At 45.0% G+C, this 17,272-nt stretch carries 13 protein-coding genes; 6 read left to right on the top strand and 7 right to left on the bottom strand.

Annotated elements, in window-relative coordinates:
• Positions 1 to 4: 4 nt before the first annotated feature.
• From ACFQZX_RS06530 to ACFQZX_RS06505, 6 genes are all read right to left on the bottom strand, one after another.
• Positions 5 to 1,642: a TldD/PmbA family protein gene (locus tag ACFQZX_RS06530; protein WP_377112836.1), complete on the bottom strand. Its 1,638-nt coding sequence runs from the start codon at positions 1,640 to 1,642 to the stop codon at positions 5 to 7.
• A 63-nt stretch (positions 1,643 to 1,705) separates the two neighbouring features.
• Positions 1,706 to 3,463, bottom strand: a complete 1,758-nt coding sequence (locus ACFQZX_RS06525) for a hypothetical protein (RefSeq protein WP_377112833.1) — start codon at positions 3,461 to 3,463, stop codon at positions 1,706 to 1,708.
• Positions 3,463 to 5,580, bottom strand: a complete 2,118-nt coding sequence (locus ACFQZX_RS06520) for a DUF4175 family protein (RefSeq protein WP_377112830.1) — start codon at positions 5,578 to 5,580, stop codon at positions 3,463 to 3,465. The genes ACFQZX_RS06525 and ACFQZX_RS06520 overlap by 1 nt, the downstream gene beginning before the upstream one ends.
• On the bottom strand, positions 5,573 to 7,027 hold the full coding sequence (locus ACFQZX_RS06515) for a BatA domain-containing protein (RefSeq protein ID WP_377112827.1): 1,455 nt from the start codon (positions 7,025 to 7,027) through the stop codon (positions 5,573 to 5,575). Before ACFQZX_RS06515 ends, ACFQZX_RS06520 begins: the two co-directional genes overlap by 8 nt.
• A gap of 5 nt (positions 7,028 to 7,032) precedes the next feature.
• Positions 7,033 to 7,887, bottom strand: coding sequence for a DUF58 domain-containing protein (locus ACFQZX_RS06510; RefSeq protein WP_377112824.1), 855 nt, complete (start codon positions 7,885 to 7,887; stop codon positions 7,033 to 7,035).
• A 110-nt stretch (positions 7,888 to 7,997) separates the two neighbouring features.
• Complete coding sequence (locus tag ACFQZX_RS06505) at positions 7,998 to 8,993, bottom strand: AAA family ATPase (protein WP_377112821.1); 996 nt, start codon at positions 8,991 to 8,993, stop codon at positions 7,998 to 8,000.
• Between the two features lie 299 nt (positions 8,994 to 9,292).
• Here ACFQZX_RS06505 and ACFQZX_RS06500 point away from each other — a divergent pair, with 299 nt between their 5' ends.
• From ACFQZX_RS06500 to ACFQZX_RS06485, 4 genes are all read left to right on the top strand, one after another.
• Complete coding sequence (locus ACFQZX_RS06500; protein WP_377112818.1) at positions 9,293 to 9,919, top strand: DUF4159 domain-containing protein; 627 nt, start codon at positions 9,293 to 9,295, stop codon at positions 9,917 to 9,919.
• Positions 9,920 to 9,956: 37 nt separating this feature from the next.
• Positions 9,957 to 10,574, top strand: coding sequence for an RDD family protein (locus tag ACFQZX_RS06495; RefSeq protein WP_377112815.1), 618 nt, complete (start codon positions 9,957 to 9,959; stop codon positions 10,572 to 10,574).
• A gap of 8 nt (positions 10,575 to 10,582) precedes the next feature.
• Entirely contained in the window at positions 10,583 to 11,212 is a 630-nt protein-coding gene (locus ACFQZX_RS06490) for an RDD family protein (protein ID WP_377112813.1), read from the top strand.
• A 581-nt stretch (positions 11,213 to 11,793) separates the two neighbouring features.
• Positions 11,794 to 11,991 carry a hypothetical protein gene (locus ACFQZX_RS06485; protein ID WP_377112810.1) on the top strand — a complete coding sequence of 66 codons (198 nt, stop codon included), beginning with the start codon at positions 11,794 to 11,796 and terminating at the stop codon, positions 11,989 to 11,991.
• A 78-nt stretch (positions 11,992 to 12,069) separates the two neighbouring features.
• Here ACFQZX_RS06485 and ACFQZX_RS06480 read toward each other — a convergent pair whose 3' ends face one another.
• Positions 12,070 to 13,134: a hypothetical protein gene (locus tag ACFQZX_RS06480; RefSeq protein ID WP_377112807.1), complete on the bottom strand. Its 1,065-nt coding sequence runs from the start codon at positions 13,132 to 13,134 to the stop codon at positions 12,070 to 12,072.
• 905 nt (positions 13,135 to 14,039) lie between these two features.
• Between ACFQZX_RS06480 and ACFQZX_RS06475 the strand changes: the two genes are divergently transcribed.
• Positions 14,040 to 15,674, top strand: a complete 1,635-nt coding sequence (locus tag ACFQZX_RS06475) for a TldD/PmbA family protein (RefSeq protein WP_377112804.1) — start codon at positions 14,040 to 14,042, stop codon at positions 15,672 to 15,674.
• Between the two features lie 4 nt (positions 15,675 to 15,678).
• Positions 15,679 to 17,016 carry a TldD/PmbA family protein gene (locus tag ACFQZX_RS06470; protein WP_377112801.1) on the top strand — a complete coding sequence of 446 codons (1,338 nt, stop codon included), beginning with the start codon at positions 15,679 to 15,681 and terminating at the stop codon, positions 17,014 to 17,016.
• The last annotated feature ends 256 nt before the right edge of the window (positions 17,017 to 17,272 follow it).

The raw sequence follows: 17,272 nt of genomic DNA, 5'->3' as shown, positions 1-17,272 counted from the left end.
ATTCTTATCCGATCTTTCTTTTTGTGTTGATTACGTTAACACCATTAAACCTTGCTGTTGATGCACCATGCGATACCGCGCTGCTTTGGCTTGGCTGGCCTTTACCATCATTAAATGAGCCGCCGAGGCGATAGTCGCGTTCATCGCAAACCGCCACGCATGAGTTCCAGAACTCCTGATTATTAGCCTGATACGCCACATCGTTAAGCATACCGGCAATCTTGCCGTTCTTTATCTCGTAAAATAATTGGCCGCCAAACTGAAAGTTATAGCGTTGCTGGTCGATAGAGAAGGAGCCGTCGCCGATGATATAAATACCTTTTTCAACATTTTTGATCATATCGTCTACTGCCAGTGGCGTTTTGCCCGGCTGTAATGAAACATTCGGCATACGCTGAAACTGCACATCCTGCCAGCTTTGCGCGTAGCAACATCCCTGCGACTCGTTAAGACCAATGATATGCGCCTGATCACGAATAGCCTGGTAATTGACTAATACGCCATCCTTAATGATATCCCATTTTTTGCAGGCAACACCTTCATCATCGTACCCAACGGCGCCTAATGACCCCACCTGGGTTTTATCGCCTACAACATTTACGTTCTTACTGCCGAAATTAAATTTGCCCGATTTCCATTTATCCAAAGTAAGAAAACTGGTGCCTGCAAAGTTGGCTTCATAGCCCAGCACCCTGTCAAGCTCAGTAGGGTGGCCTACCGACTCATGGATGGTTAACCACAGGTGCGAAGGATCGAGCACCAGGTCGTATTTACCCGGTTCTACTGTTTTCGCCGTGATCTTTTCAGTAGCTTGTTTGGTGGCAAATTTTATATCCTCCATCATATCGTACCGCTTTTTGTACCGCGGCGTAATGCCGGCTACTTTTTCGCTATCAATCGGGCTAAGGTACTCGTAACCCATACCTACAGGCGAGCTTAGCGAACGGCGTGTCTGGAAAGAATTTGACGCGGAATCTATTTTGGTAACAGAAAACGACGGATAAAGGCGGTGTACATCCTGGTCGATATATGAGCCATCCGTAGAAGCAAAGTATTTTTGCTCGTTTACTGCAAATATCATGGAGTTAACAAAGTTTGCCCCGCCGGATATAGCTGAGGCATTTGCGCCCAACAATAGATCTACCTTTTCTTTGATAGGTACCTCGAAGGCATTTTTCTCAATAGGCGTTTTCCAGCTTACCTCGCCGTATCCTTTTTGTGGCGCCAGCTGAACAGGTGCACTGCCCAGCTTTGCATTAGCTTTTGCTACTGCTACCGCGCGTTGCGCTGTTTTGGCAATGCCTTCTTTAGTTACCTCGTTAGTAGCCGCGAAGCCCCAGCAACCATTTGCTATTACCCGTATACCAACACCAAACGACTCTGTATTCGCTACGTTAAGCACCCGGTTCTCGCGGGTAATAACAAACTGGTTAAGGTAACGGCCTATGCGCACATCAGCATAACTTGCGCCTGCAGATTTTGCAGCGTTAAGCCCCGCGTCAGCCAGTTGTTTTTTCATGCGGACATCAATGCCCTCCAGCGCCTGCTGCACATCAATGCTTTTACCAAAGCCTTTTAACGACGGCAACGCAAATGCGCCCGCGCCAAACCCGGTTAAATAAATAAAATCTCTTCTTCTCAAAGTTTGTCCTCCAATAAAAATTGCCCCATTATAAGGGAATGACGGATTAGTAAGATACTATGGTTATGAAAATTTAGTTTCCACCCAAAGGAAAGTACATGCTGCAAGCAACAGGATATAAAAATATATTTTAGGCACATCAATCAGAACTTTTTGATGTATCTGTTTTGTTACAATTGAATGTAAGGGGTGTGATGCTGCATATTTTTTAGTAGACGCAATCCGTTCCAAGGCCTGTACAGCTTTCCACTCCTGCTGCGGATAGGCGTACCAGTTTAATATCTGATCTCCGGTTTTCAGCGTTTGCCAGCCATATTGCTTTGGCTCATAATTAACCGACCACTGAAAAGGTATCGCCGGATTTTGTGCCGGCGCAAATTGCTCGTCGTTTATTTTTATTGGCAATACGGTATTTTGCCTGTATTGTATTTGAACTGGCGACTTTACAACCGGCAGATTGTTAAATGATAGCTCACTTTGTACATCAGTTTTTTTCTTAGATGCAGCGTTCAGCATAGTAGTCCAGACAGATGCATAATCTTTTTCGTTACCGGCCAGCATCCAGCTGTAAGTATTGTTAAGCGTTGTAAAAATCAATTTACCATAGCCTGCAATTGCAGTAGCCGCCAATATACGGTTGTTAGCTTTTAGCAAAGTTTGTACACCTTCCCTTTCAACCAGGTAAGCTGAGCCGGTAGTCAGCTTTGCAGATTTGCTTTGATCTCCACCAATAATAATGGCCGAAGGTGCCGGTTCTTTTCCCTGAATATTTTCTACCGTAAACTCTGACTGCAGCCAAGTCTTTTTGCCAGTGCTGTCTGCCCGGACAATTAAGCCAAGGCCGGCATCAGTAACCTGTTGTTTTAATGCGGCAGCCTCGGCATCACTCAGGTTTGATAATACTGAAAGGTCGCCAATTAATACGTCGAATTTGCTTAAAGAAGCTGATGACAGGCTGCTGATGGCTGTTTTTTGCAGATTAATGTATTCTGTATTGAATTTATTTTTACTGATGGCTGTCCGCTGTGCAACGCCGTAGCCATTTGTGCCGAGCCAGTTCTTTAAAAACTTTGTTTCAAAATCCGGCGAAGCCGAAAGTATTAATACATTGAGGGGCTTCGCAGGTATAACTTGTAACGGAATACTGCCTTGCAGCGCAGTATCTGCATAAAGCTGATAAATTAACTTACCCGTTGACTTAGGTATGGCCGATAATTTAAAGCTTTGCCGCGACTGTGCCGGAATAACAACCGAATCCAAAGGTGTTGCCAGGCCCTTTAAAACCAGCTTTACCTTTTGTGCCGACGTATTGTTATAAATCCCCTGCACGGTTAAAGCATCACCCGCTTTTAAAGATTCAGGCCAACTGGCGTGCGCGATGCCAGATGGCTCACTTGATGGGTGGAATGAAATAGGAGATTCTTTCAACTGCTCAAGTTCATGATAAGATAACCCGTAACCATAAACATGCAATGCTGCGCCTGGCGGTATGTTACCGATACTGCTTATTAGATGCGCTTTTGAATATTCCTTCTTTATCGCTTTATTCAGTGTAAATATTCCCGTGCCTATCTGTACTTTAATGCTGTCTGGATCAAAACCCTGAGTTAGTAAAATGGCTTTTTTATCTGTATCTATATTTAGTACACGACTAAACTTTAATGGCAATGCAATACAAGCCAAAGCTGCCACAGCAAGGATCACGGCCATTACCCGCCAGATCAATCGCGATTTGTTGGCCCGCTTAATTTCAAGCCAGATAAATATCGCCGCAATTATAACGCAGGTAACAATTACTATGTACGTCCAGCCTGCCTGCATTAACGGTTAATCGGTTTAAGGTTTTTATAATATTGTTTTGATAAACCCATATCTGCCTGCTGTGCCCCTGCAGCAGGGAGCGTTTTCAATGGCGTTAGCGTTCGTTGCAACGCTTTTTCTACCAAGGCTACATCATTGGCGTTTATACTTTGCATTGATAGCAGCCTGCGCATGGCGTTCAATGCCGGCAGGTAAGTACCAGGCTGCGCCGATGCATGCTGGCTCATCTGCTGGTTGGCCTTTTGCAGAATTATTCTATCGGTCGCAGGCACTGCTTTGCCGGGCTGCAATGCCTGCAAAACCGCTACCGCCCTTTTAAGCGATTCATATTTGTCGGTTCCGGGTTTAATCTCTTCTTGGTTCAGGGGCTGCACAACTTTATCCAGTTCGCCACTCAGCCGTTTTTCCAGCTTAAGCGGTGGTGGGTTATAGGCTGTTTTTGCTACATACGAGCGCGATTTTTGCTGCAGGTCCTTCAACAGGCGCAATGCTTTGTAGGCAAAGGGCAAAGCAGCTTGTGGCTTGTACAGGCGCAGTTGCAGTTCGGCCTTCCACATCTCGGTTAGGGTGGCTTTAAGCTGTGCCTTTATAGCCGGCTCAAAAAAACCTGCGTCCTCGGCGTTATCATGATCGTCGGTATACTCTTTTAAAATCTTTTGCGCATTGCTGAAATCAGCCGGATCTGCCGGGTCATTATCCGGTGCGCCAATGGCATCTTCACTTTCTTCGCCTAAAAACTTGCCGTAACGCAGGCGCAACAGCTTTTGATCTATCACCAGATCATTACTCCGTGCGTTGAACTTTTCAACCGATATACTATCCTTGTCTTTCAGTAATTTTTCCGCATCGATGATGATCTGCCGCTCACTCCTAAAAAACTCCGGCTTAAGTGTTGATCCGGTAAGCATACCATTCATGCTTAAAAGTTCGGCCGTATCCTGTATGCTAACGGTATAAACATCCGTACGGCTCAGCTGGTGATAAGTATCCTGCGCCTGTACATAAAAATATAGTTCATCTCCGGGCTCCATTTTTAGCGATGGCAGATCAATAAGTTTTTGCAAGTTGTACTTGGTGGTATGTTGTGCAAAGCTGGCACCAAAAGGTATTTTATATTCGGTGAATTTAACGCCTTCGCCCCGCCCTTTGGCTACGGTGGCAATCAATTGCGCGTTGGTTACTCCATAATCATCGTCGACTGAGGCAGTAACGTTTACCTTTTGCGCCTCTCCGGCATCTATGTAAGTATAAGCTTTGGGCGATTTGACGTGAATTACTGGCGGAGCATCTTTAATAACCTGTATCTGGTACAAATCGCTTAGCTTACCATCCAGTTTTACCTGGTAAAAGCCTGGTTTCACAATCTTTTTTGAAGCCTGCCATACCGTACCATTATTTTGATTACTAAGCTTTAACAGCTCTTTATCATCAAAAACCAGCGACATGTTTTTTACCGCCACATTTGTTTTAATGCGCCATGAAAGTATGGCATTCTCGGCTACAGTGATATTAAACTTGTTCCACTTTAGTTTTTGGGTGCTGATGTACGCTGGCTGCGTTATAGTTATTTCAACCGAACTGATCTGCGGTAACACTACTTCCGGCTTTTCCGGGGCGCAGGTAGCTACTGGTCTGTCAGGCCCATAAAATATCCTGTCTACATGAAAGATCCTGCCTAAGGCCCATATAAAACCCGTGACTATCAACAGGGATACAAAAGCTACCACAAAGCCCTTTGCAAACGGCTTATGCGATACCTTGAGGCCGCCTAATACTTCTTCGGCTTTGGCACCAGCCAATGATTCCAGCACGTTGCGTTCCGCTGCAGGTAAGAGTATGAGGTGAGTGCTTTCTTCCAATTCAGGGTATTGTTTGTTCAGGAAAGCAACTATCCTATCATCACCTATAGCCCATGGGCGGTGTATGAATAAAAGAGCACCTAAAACCAGCACAAATGCAACTATGCCCCATAGCATAGTATGCGATACCAGATAATAACCCAGGGCACCAATATATAAACCGGCATAGGCTGAAAATAAAACATCTTCCAGCACATGGTACACGATCCATCGCCTTCGCAGTTTGTTGATGATATGAATTGCCGTACGCTCAGCCACTAATGGCCTCCCTTCTCCTATGCGCTACTATGCGTTCCGCGATAAATACACCCACCATAAACAGCCAGAAGTATTTGGATATATCGGCTTTTTCGCTTTGGAGTAAAGATGATTTCGGCATAAACTGTTTAACTACCTCCGGCTGTATCTGGCGGTTAGTAAGTATACGTCGCTCGTACTTTGAGGGTTGGTTGTAAGATGTATCAGTAAGCAATTTTAATATCATCACCGGGAAATCGTCGCTCCAAACCAGATCGCTCCACACAGGGTTAAAGCGCGAGTAAAAAGCACATTCATTACCGGCTTTGGTTAACACCGGCTGTCCGAAACCATCTGTCCATACCTTTTCGCCTGTATTTCTTCCAGCAATATGTTTGTAAAGTTTCTGATGCCCGGGATCTATCCAGGAGTTTACACTTTGTACCTTTCCCGGGGCATATCTGAAAAGGGTTTTTGCCGATTTTTTTAGCAAATGGGTAACCGCCTTATCCGACAACCAAAACAACCAGCTTTGGCCCGTAGGAATGCTATTAAAACTATTATATTGTTTAATGATAACTTTTTGCCCGGTAAAGCTTACTGCCGCCCTTAACGCAGCCTGAAGGTATCGGGCATCTAACTGATATTGGTCTGTATAAACAGCTATCCGCAAGGTGGATGTATCCACAACAACCGGATCATTATCGTCGTTTTTAAGACTGATTAATGTGCGTCCGTTTTCTACTCGGATATTGTGAATGGCATCACTCCCATTTTGAATGTAGCGTGTTGTAAATGTTGTTGCTGATGGATTGCTGTTACCTTCAACAACTTTAATTGCGTTTGTATTGGTAAATGATGCCGAAGCGATCCATCTGCTTACAGAATCAGCTGGTGTGTAAATTTGCCAATGCAGGTTTAACCTTACTGTGGGCTTGTTGCCAACAAAGTGCTGAACGCCATTTGGAGTGAAAACATAAACCGGCCGGTTGCTGGCCACACTGTCATCTAACCGTTTGATCAATGTCCAGTAATTGATATCATTAATAGTATCCTTATCTGCCGGGAGCTTACCGGTATCAGTTTTTGCAAAACCCTGGTTAAAGAAATGTAGCTCATGACCTGCCTTGCTAAGCGCATCTACCGTTGGCTTAAACTTTTGATAAGTTTCCTTAAAATTTTCTTTCGGGAGAAGTACCCAGCCTTTTGCCTTTTGTGCCGATATATACTTTTGCCACTCAGGTTGCGCCAAATAAATGGCCAATAGTGCCAGCAACAAACAGCGTAATAGCAGTAACACAACATCCAGCAACTTAAAACTGCGCCTGCTGCTTTTAGATGCTTCTGTTATAAGCGCTATGCTGCCTACCTTTAAGGTTTTGCCCGGCCGGATATTCCACAGGTGTATCAGCACCGGGATAGCCAGCGCGGCCAAAGCAAAAAACCAAATGGGCGACAGGAATTGCATAGGCCTTAAGATCCTTTATTACGTTGAATTAAAAACTCGCGCAATGCTTCATCTAAGGGCTGAGCGATGCTTATCATGCGGTAGGTGATATGTTTACCCAGCAACGTTGTTTTTATTGTTGCAAGATGCTGCTGCAAACGTTCCTTATAAGCTTGCTTAGCCATTTGAGTATTTACCTGTATGCTTTCTCCGGTTTCCAGATCTTCCAATGTAGAGTAGCCTTTATAATCAAAAACAAGCTCATTTTTCCCCATCAGGTGAAATACAATGATCTCGTGCCGAAGGGCAGCTAATGAGTTCAGCAAGTCATATATTTCACCATCATCCTGATACATATCTGTAATAAATATCAATAGCTCCTTTCGGCCGGCACCGGCAAAAAGCTCTTTATAATGCACAAGCCTGGTAAATTTTCCATCCGGCTCCATTTGCCGCAGATGATAAAATAAACGCTGCAGATGCTGCGGGTCGGCCTTTGATGAAAGCGAAAAAAGTTCACCATTTTTAAAAACGTTTAGCCCTACCGAATCGCCTTGTGCGTTAGCCAGATAGGCAAGCGAGGCAGCTAAAAACCGCGCATAATCTATCTTCCTGACACCATTATCATCATGGTTCATGGATGCGCTGGCATCTACCAAAAGCTTAACGGATATGCTTGTTTCTATTTCCGACTCACGGATATAATACCTGTCGCTCCGGGCGAACATCCGCCAGTCGAGCTGCCGCAGATCATCACCTGGTTGATAGCTACGATACTGGCTAAACTCCAGTCCCGGCCCTTTAACTGTGCTTTTGTTAAACCCATTCATAAAGCCATCAATAACCGTTTTTGCCAGTAATGGCAAATCCTTGATGGTCATTAATGTTTTTGGATCGAGCATGAGAAGCCTCCTCTAAATCTCCTCCAATGGAGAAAACTTTAATATTTAATTTTAAGCCCCTCTCCAATGGAGAGAGTGGGGTGAGGCTATTACAAGTCACCCTTCCTTTCTACGACCTTAATTAATTCGGCTGTTACCTTGTCAGACGTGATGCCTTCGGCCTCTGCCCTGAAATTCATCAGGATTCGGTGCCTCAACACCGCCGGTGCCATAGCATGTATATCTTCCATTAACACAGAATAGCGCCCTTTTAGCAGCGCACGTGCTTTAGCTGTTAATATAAGAGCCTGGCCTGCGCGCGGGCCTGCTCCCCACCGTACCCAATCTTTAACATAAGCAACAGGCGTAGTATCCGGCCGGGTAGCGCGTATAAGCTGACTAACGTAGCGGGTCAGGTCTTCATTGATGGTTACCTGCCTTACCAGGGCCTGTGCCTGTATGATCTCTTCGGCCGTAATAACAGCATTAACCGTTGCAGCTTTTGTGCCTGTGGTGCGGTTCAATACTTCAAACTCCTCCTGCTCAGTTGGGTACCCAATTTTTATCAACAACAAAAACCTGTCGAGCTGCGCCTCCGGCAATGGGTAGGTGCCTGCCTGCTCAATGGGGTTTTGTGTTGCCAGTATAAAGAAAGGCTTATCCAGCGGGTAGGTTTGCCCTGCATAGGTTACCTCAAACTCCTGCATGGCCTCCAGCAGGGCCGACTGTGTTTTGGGGGGTGTCCGGTTGATCTCATCAGCCAAAATAATATTGGCAAACAAAGGCCCTTTATTAAATTTAAAAAAGCGCTTGCCCGTAGCATGATCCTCTTCGAGTATCTCCGTGCCGATAATATCTGTAGGCATCAGATCGGGCGTAAACTGAATGCGCCTGAAAGCCAGGTGCAACGCCTGCGACATAGTGCGCACAATAAGCGTTTTAGCCAGGCCGGGTACTCCTTCGAGCAGGCAATGACCACCGGCCAGAAAGGCCACCAGCAGTTCATCCAATATGGCATCCTGCCCTACAATAACTTTTTGTATCTCCGCCTTTAGCTGAGGCAGCTTGGCTAAAAGGGTTTTTATGTTAGTTTCAGTTAGTTCCAATAGTTGTTAGTTTAAGTTAGCTGACTCAGCCGGTCATCACTTCGCCCGACCACTCTCTCTTCGCCATGCGAAAGAGGGTTTCTTTTTAAACTCACTTTTCACCTTCTTTGCTTAGCATAGAGGGTCGACCGGCAACAGCGGAGTCGGGGTGAGTTATCAAACATTAGCCTCCAAGATATTACGCTTTTAACTAATAACCATGCTTTTTTGTCAAAATATCAATTAAGTATCTAAAACTTTACATCCACTGCTGTGCGTTACACTACAGGCACAAAATAATTGTTCTATTTTTAGCAGCGATGGCGCAGGCACAAAAATTTACTTTTACCAGGTTAAGTTACCACAGCGGCGATTGGGATACCGATCAGCGCATGCCATCTAACCTGCTCAACTCGTTGGTAGAGTATACCACCATCCCTATCGACCCGCACGAAAAAGTTATCCCCCTAAGCAGCGATAACATCTTTAACTACCCGTTTTGTTACCTCAGCGGGCATAAATTGGTACAGTTTGATACCAGGGAGAAAATCAACTTTAAAAAATATGTACAAAATGGTGGTTTTGTTTTCGTGGACGATTGTAACCATGATATCGACGGCCTGTTTGCCAAATCATTTGAAGCGCAGATGGCAGCCCTGTTTGGCCCTAACGCCCTCAAGAAAATACCCAACAGCCACAAATTATACAGTTCCTTTTTTAAGTTTGAAAAAGGCCCGCCAACAACCTCCTTTGAGCTGAACGGCTGGGGCGATGACCTGGTGCATGATTATTTGAAAGCCATTGAAATAAACGGCCGCATAGGTGTGTTGTACAGCAGCAAAGACTATGGCTGCGAGTGGGATTACGATTTCAGGAACAAGCGGTTTTTAGCCGAAGATAACACCAAGTTTGGCGTAAATATTATTGTATACGCCATGAATTCCTGATAGCGAATCACTAAATTCAGATGCTATTTTAAACTGGATGATAAACAATTATTACTTATTGATCAATGGTGAGCAGGCAGGCCCTTACACTCAGTACCAATTGATGGATATGGAGCTTAATACGCGCACCATGGTACTTTCACCACTGGCTGCCGACTGGCAGGAGCTTGCAGACCTGCCCGAGTTTGCCTATTATCTGGAAAATAAAGGTGTCTATCTGCCCGTTAAAGCTAACCTGGCTAACTTTTGGTGGCGGGTGCTGGCTTATATTATCGATTATGGCCTGCTTATTATATCGTTTATTATTTTAGGGTCGATATACTACGTGATATATGAGCTTATAAATAAAAGCTACCCGGATAGCGACCTGAACAGTAAAATTGAGAGCCTGATCCAGATGGCGGTGTTTATTATTTATCATGCCCTGTGCGAGTCGTCAAAGTTACGGGGGAGCATAGGCAAGATAGCCTGTAAGCTATGTGTGGTTAACGCTAATGGTGAAAGCCTAACTTTTCAACAGGCACTTGGGCGCAACGCAGGCAAATTATTATCCGGACTTATATTAGGACTGGGATTTTTACGCGTACTTTGGGACGATAAAAGACAAGGCTGGCACGATGAACTTGCGAAAGCTTATGTGATACGCCGCAAATGAATGAATTAATGGAAGATAAGTACTACATATTTAAGAACGAACGCGAAGAAGGCCCATATACTTTGGATGAACTGTTGCAAACAGGCCTTGATGTAAATACCATGGTGCTGTCGCCCCGTGCTAACGACTGGCAGCGGGCATCAGACCTGCCCGAACTTTTTAATTATTTTGAAGCAGAAGGCTATTATTTCCCTACCGAAGATAACCTTGCCGGCTTTGGCTGGCGACTGCTGGCTTACATTGCCGATTCTATCATTATATCCTACCCGGCAGGCTTTTTGCGCCCCGAAAACTTCACCGATGCCTACAACCGTGCCGTAGCAGGCAACCCCTCAATGGACGACCTGTCGGTGCTGATGCAATTCAACATCATAAGCTTTTTGGTGGTGGTGATGTACCATACCATCTGCGAGTTTTCGCCGCTGCAGGGCAGCCTGGGCAAAAAACTATTCCGGTTGGTGGTGGTTGACGAGGATGGCCGCCGCCTGGGCTTTTTCCGCGCGCTTGCCCGTAACGCAGGCAAATTCATATCCGGCCTGGCGCTGATGATAGGCTACCTGTGGTGCCTGTGGGACGACCGCAAACAAACCTGGCACGACAAGTGGTCGAAATCTTACGTGCTGATACGGAACAGGTAGGTTGGTGATTAGTGAGCAGTTTTCTTGTTAAGGCGAGTTTGCCGTACCACTAATTAAGCGCGCAAGTGATAGCGTTTTAGGAGTGTTCACGAACACACAAGTGAACAGCATGAACACCTCTAAACAGCTTATGATCAGACGTTTAATATTTTAGCTGACATTACCGTGTCAGCATTGTTGTTAATCATCATTTGTTTGATTTATAGGCATTTACCCTTGTACGTGCAAATTCAATACTGTTCACATTGTGAACACCTTTTTCACGTGTTTAAAAGTAATGAAATAGCCTTATAATTTTATCACTACCCGTCATTGCGAGGAGGTACGACGAAGCAATTTTCAACTAAAGTGTCATGGTGAGCCTGTCGAACCATTAAACAGGCGTACAGGTCTTCGACATGCTCAGACTGACTCAACTCAAGCCATGTCATTGCGAGGAGGTACGACGAAGCAATCTCCTAAGTTCTTCGTTAGGAATGGCTGTGCTTTATTGATGTCAGTGGATGTTCTTTTTCTTTTGCCGGAAAATAAAAAGAACGAAAAAGAAACCTCGCGGCTGCGCCAGCTTGCTTTTAAAGTTTATGCTGCTGCAGTGCCGGTACTACCCGCAATCTGCCAATGCCGCATTGTGGAAGGGCGTTGGGTTAGTCGTAACAGATTTTATGATGTTTCTAAGCGATGTAAAAATCTATTCTTCGTCAGAAGGGATCAGGGTAAGCGCTTCTTTCGTTATGCGCTGCTACAACTCTACAATTGTTGCTACAACTGTGACCATCTAATACAAACAAGAGGGTATTTTATATATTATTATCAAAACAAGTTGCCAAGACAAAGTATTATATAAATTTTATAAGGACTTACAGATAATAGCTATGTTTTGTAGATGAATTAGTAATCTGTCTCAAAGTCTTAATAAATTCCTGAGTATCTAGAAAATAACTTGGATAAGCTTTCCTTAAAGAATCCAACGAATTTGATGATACCAAAACAACTTGCTTTTTACTCCCATCAGAAATTAAAGCCTCTTCTTTTAAATATTCCATCGATGCTTGTTCAATAGCATTCTTAGGAAATGTTTTAATTCTAACTTCTTTATTAGAAATATCTAAAACGATCAAATGTAAGCTACCTTGCTTTTTATCTGTTTCAATGTTAGATATTACTTCACTAAATCCTTCAAGCTGTGTTATAACTTGCAAGTTTTGAGCATCACTTTTAACTTTTTCAAAGACTTCTTCTTTAGTTAAATGGTTATAAATTGATAAAGTCGGTGTCTTCTCAATATATGCAAAGGCATTTCCAACTAATGAAAAAAAATCAAGCCATTCTTGTGGTCCTTGACTAGATTTTAAAGAGTGATCAATAAATGTTCCCATTGTTTCAACTGCCGTAGCCCAAGCATGTTGCAGTCTGGTCCTAATTTGCAATTCTATCATTAAGCCATCATAATTTGAATTTGTGTTGTTTTTATATTTATAAACTATGTGATAACATCTATAACCTGAATCTTTGGGTTGTTGTATGTAATCTTTTTCACTCTTAATTACATGCTGCAATGGCGCTTTTTTATAAAGTTGTACAATTTTTTCAACATCTTTCATTGTAGGTAAAATGGCTCTTAGTCCACCTATATCTTGCATTTGGGATAACCGCATATTAGGAAATCGTTCTAGCTTTAATAACATTGACGGAGTCCTTTTCAATCGTTGCGAAACTAGATAGTCAATGCCCGTTTTGTTAAGTTTAGTCCTTAATGTAGCTTGAAAAGTGTTTATAGGGTAAGCATGGCAAGATCGAAAATTACCTAATACTTCTAATGCCGAATTTTTTTCTTCAAAACTAGAGTCAGCATTTATTAAAACATTACCGGCCTCATCAATCTGTCTTTTTGAAAATTTTAATACATTATCTTTTAGAGCCATTTTTAAAAAATTACACCTAAAACTAAAAAATATTTACAATTAGTACTAGTATTAATTAAGTATCATTTTGTCAGCTGCCTTACAAATTAAAAATTAAAAAACACTGAGTAATAATTTATATACAACTACCTGAAAACTACTTCCTCTCTCACTGTGATAGATTGAAAAAGTATGTTCTGAAGCTCCAACCCCCACCTTCCATAATGCGGCATTGGCAGATTGCGGGTAGTAGAGACATTGCAACAGCACTGCCTTACAAAGCAAGCTGGCGCGGCCGCAGAGTTTTTTCTTTGGTTCGTTTCTTTTTAGCGGAAAAAAAGAAATGAACATCCACTGGCATTAATACAGCAAACCCATTCCTCACGAGAACTGGCTGAAGAGATTGCTTCGTTCCTCGCAATGACGTAACTTGTGGTATGTCCGTCGAGCTTGTCGAAGACCTGTGCGCCTGTTAGTGGTTCGACAGGCTCACCATGACATTTTGGATGGAGATTGCTTCGTTCCTCGCAATGACGTAACATCTGTTTGTGTCAGTCTGAGTTTGTCGAAGACTTGTACGCCTTATTAGTGGTTCGACAGGCTCACCATGACACTTTAGATGAAGAGATTGCTTCGTTCCTCGCAATGATATAACTTGTATTTATATTGTGTCAGGCTGAACTTGTCTAAGACCTGTACGCCTGGCTCATGGTTCGACAGGCTCACCATGACACTTCACTTGGAGGTTGCTTCGTCGTACCTCCTCGCAATGACGGGTTGGGATCCAAGCGCTGAAAACCCACCCCTTACCCCTCCCAAGAGGGGAACTCATTTGCACACCTGCACAATTACACACCCGCTACCCTCATCCCCGCTTCTCACAATATCCATCCAAATCGCTATATTAGGCACTTAATCTTATTACGTTGAAAAGAAAAGACTTCCTTTATCTTACCGGCATGGGCATCAGTGCTTCCATGCTGAGCAGGTTTACGGCCATGGGTTCGCCCGTGGTGCCCGGAACCGCCCTGCGGGATGTTGATGTCGCCATAAAAAAACGCATGGCCGATGTTGCCCTTAATGCCGCCCGCGCCAAAGGTGCCACCTATACCGATGTACGGCTGGGCCGCTCGCTTAACGAGTATGTGGTAACCCGCGACCGCAACATCGAGAACATTGTGGATACCGAATCGTACGGGATGGGCATACGCGTTATCGCCAACGGCTGCTGGGGCTTTGCCGCTACCGATAAGCTGGATAATGACAGCATTGCCCGCGCTGCCGAAACCGCTGTGGCCATTGCCAAAGAAAACTCGCGCCTGCAAAGCGAGCCTGTGCAGCTGGCCCCGCAAAAGGGCTACGGCGAGGTGAGCTGGAAAACACCCATAGAGCGCAATGCCTTTGAGGTGCCTATGAAGGAAAAAACCGATTTGCTACTGTCTGTTAACGATGCCGCGTTTAAAAATGGCGCCAACTACGTTAACTCCATCATATTTATGGTGAACGAGCAAAAGTATTTTGCATCTACCGATGGCTCTTACATCGACCAGGATATACACCGCATCTGGCCGGTATTTGGCGTTACCAAAATAGATGATAAGACAGGCAAGTTTGAAACCCGCAGCTCGCTGAGCGCCCCACGCGGGATGGGTTTTGAATACCTGATGCCGATGGAAAGCGAAAAGATCAAGAGCCAGACCACCCTGTACCGCAACCGGTACGACATGAAAGAAGATGCTGCAGCGGCAGCCTTGCAGGCAGCCCAAAAGCTAAAGGCAAAATCTGTTGTGCCGGGCAAGTATGATCTGGTGCTCGATCCATCGCACCTGTGGCTGACCATCCACGAGTCGGTTGGCCACCCTACCGAGCTTGACCGTGTATTGGGCTACGAAGCCAACTTTGCAGGTACCAGCTTCCTTACGCTGGATAAATGGGAGTCGAAGAAATTTAACTTCGGCAGTAAAAATGTAAACATAGTGGCCGATAAGCTGCAACCGGGTTCGCTTGGCGCTGTTGGTTACGATGATGAAGGCGTAGGCACTAAACAATGGGATATTATTAAGGACGGCGTACTGGTTAATTACCAGGCCATTCGCGACCAGGCGCATATCATCGGTTTAAAAGAGTCGCAGGGATGCTGCTACGCGCAAAGTTGGAAAGATGTACAGTTCCAGCGCATGCCAAACATCTCGCTGCAACCAGGTAAAGCGCCGCTATCTCCTGCGGATATGATCAAAAATGTAGAAAAAGGTATCTATATCATCGGCGACAGCTCATTCTCTATCGACCAGCAACGTTATAACTTCCAGTTTAGCGGGCAGTTGTATTACGAGATCAAAAACGGTAAGATAGCAGGTATGCTGAATGATGTGGCCTATCAGGCCAACACCCGGGAGTTCTGGAACTCGTGCGTGGGCGTTTGCGATAAAAACGATTACCGCCTTGGCGGATCATTCTTTGACGGCAAAGGCCAGCCAATGCAGGCCAGCGCGGTATCGCACGGCTCATCTACAGCGCGTTTTAACGGAGTGAATGTAATTAACACAGCAAGAAAAATCTAAACCGATGGCCATATTAACAGAACAGGAATGCCGCACCTTGTTAAGCAAAGTGCTTAGTTATTCAAAAGCTGATGAATGCCAGGTTAGCATTTACAGTTCAGATTCGGCAAACATACGCTTTGCCCGCAATAACGTATCAACCAGTGGCGCTATCAGCAGCAGCAGCATGGCCATTTCATCGGCCTTTGGCAAAAAGCTGGGCGTTATCACTTTAAACGATTACAGCGACGAGTCGATACAAAAAGCCGTTAAACGGTCTGAAGAGTTAGCACAATTCGCGCCCGAGAACCCGGAATATATGCCTATGCTTGGCCCGCAAACCTACCCTGCGCACGGCCAAACTTATGTTGATACCACAGCGGCCATTACCCCTGCACAGCGCAGCAAATGGGTTGAAGACAGCCTTAACACAGCCAAACAGAACAAGCTTACTGCTGCCGGCTTTTTGCAGGATAGCGCGGCAAGCAGCGCCATGATGAACTCTAAAGGTTTGTTTGTGTACAACCGCAGTACCAATGTAAACTTCTCGGCCACTATGCGCACGGCGGATGGGCAGGGCTCGGGCTATGTTACTAAAGATTATAACGATGCAGGTAAAATGGATGTAGCTGCCTTTTCGGCAATAGCCGCTAAAAAAGCAGCCGGGTCTGTAGGCGCTAAAGCCATTGAACCGGGTAAGTACACCGTAATTTTAGAACCTGCCGCAGGCATTGTTTTGCTTGAGCAATTGTACGGCAGCCTTGATGCCCGCAGTGCCGACGAAGGCCGCAGCTTTTTAAGCCTGCCCGGTGGCAAAACACGCCTGGGCGAAAAAATGGTGGATGAACGTGTAAACATCTACGCCGACCCTACCAACCCCGATTTGCCCGCTACCACTTACGATGGCGAAGGTATGCCTTTAGATAAAATGAGCCTGATAGAAAAGGGTGTGGTGAAAAACTTAAGCTACTCGCGTTACTGGGCACAAAAGAAAGGTGTAAAACCTGTGCCTTACCCGGCTAATATCATTATGGATGGCGGCACGCAAACGCTTGAGGAACTGATAAAAGGGACTGAAAAAGGAATACTGGTTACCCGTTTATGGTACATTCGCCCGGTAGACCCGCAAACCTTGCTTTATACCGGCCTTACCCGCGATGGTACTTTTTACATAGAGAACGGCCAGATCAAGTTCCCGATAAAAAACATGCGCTTTAACGAAAGCCCTGTTATTATGCTGAACAATCTTGATGCTTTGGGTAAAACCGAGCGCACGGTAAGCGGCGAAAGCAGCCAATCCGCCCTGATACCGCCCATGCGCATCCGCGACTTTACTTTTACTTCATTATCCGACGCGGTGTAGTTGAGGGTTACAAGTTTGCAGCTTGCAATAAAAAAGCGGTGGTTTAGGCCATCGCTTTTTTTGTGGGGCTGCGCAGACTGCTTCGTTTCTCGCAATGACGTCACTTGTATTGAGTCAGTCTGAGCTTGTTGAAGACCCGCACGCTTGGTAGTGGTTCGACAGGCTCACCATGACACTTTAGTTGAAGATTGCTTCGTTCCTCGCAATGACTTAATTCATGTTGAGTCAGTCTGAGCTTGTCGAAGACTTGTGCGCT

Source organism: Mucilaginibacter litoreus (assembly GCF_042676805.1).
In the GTDB taxonomy this organism is placed as follows: domain Bacteria; phylum Bacteroidota; class Bacteroidia; order Sphingobacteriales; family Sphingobacteriaceae; genus Mucilaginibacter; species Mucilaginibacter litoreus.
Note: the sequence above shows the minus strand (reverse complement) of the source record. Positions and strands in the feature narration are given on the sequence as shown.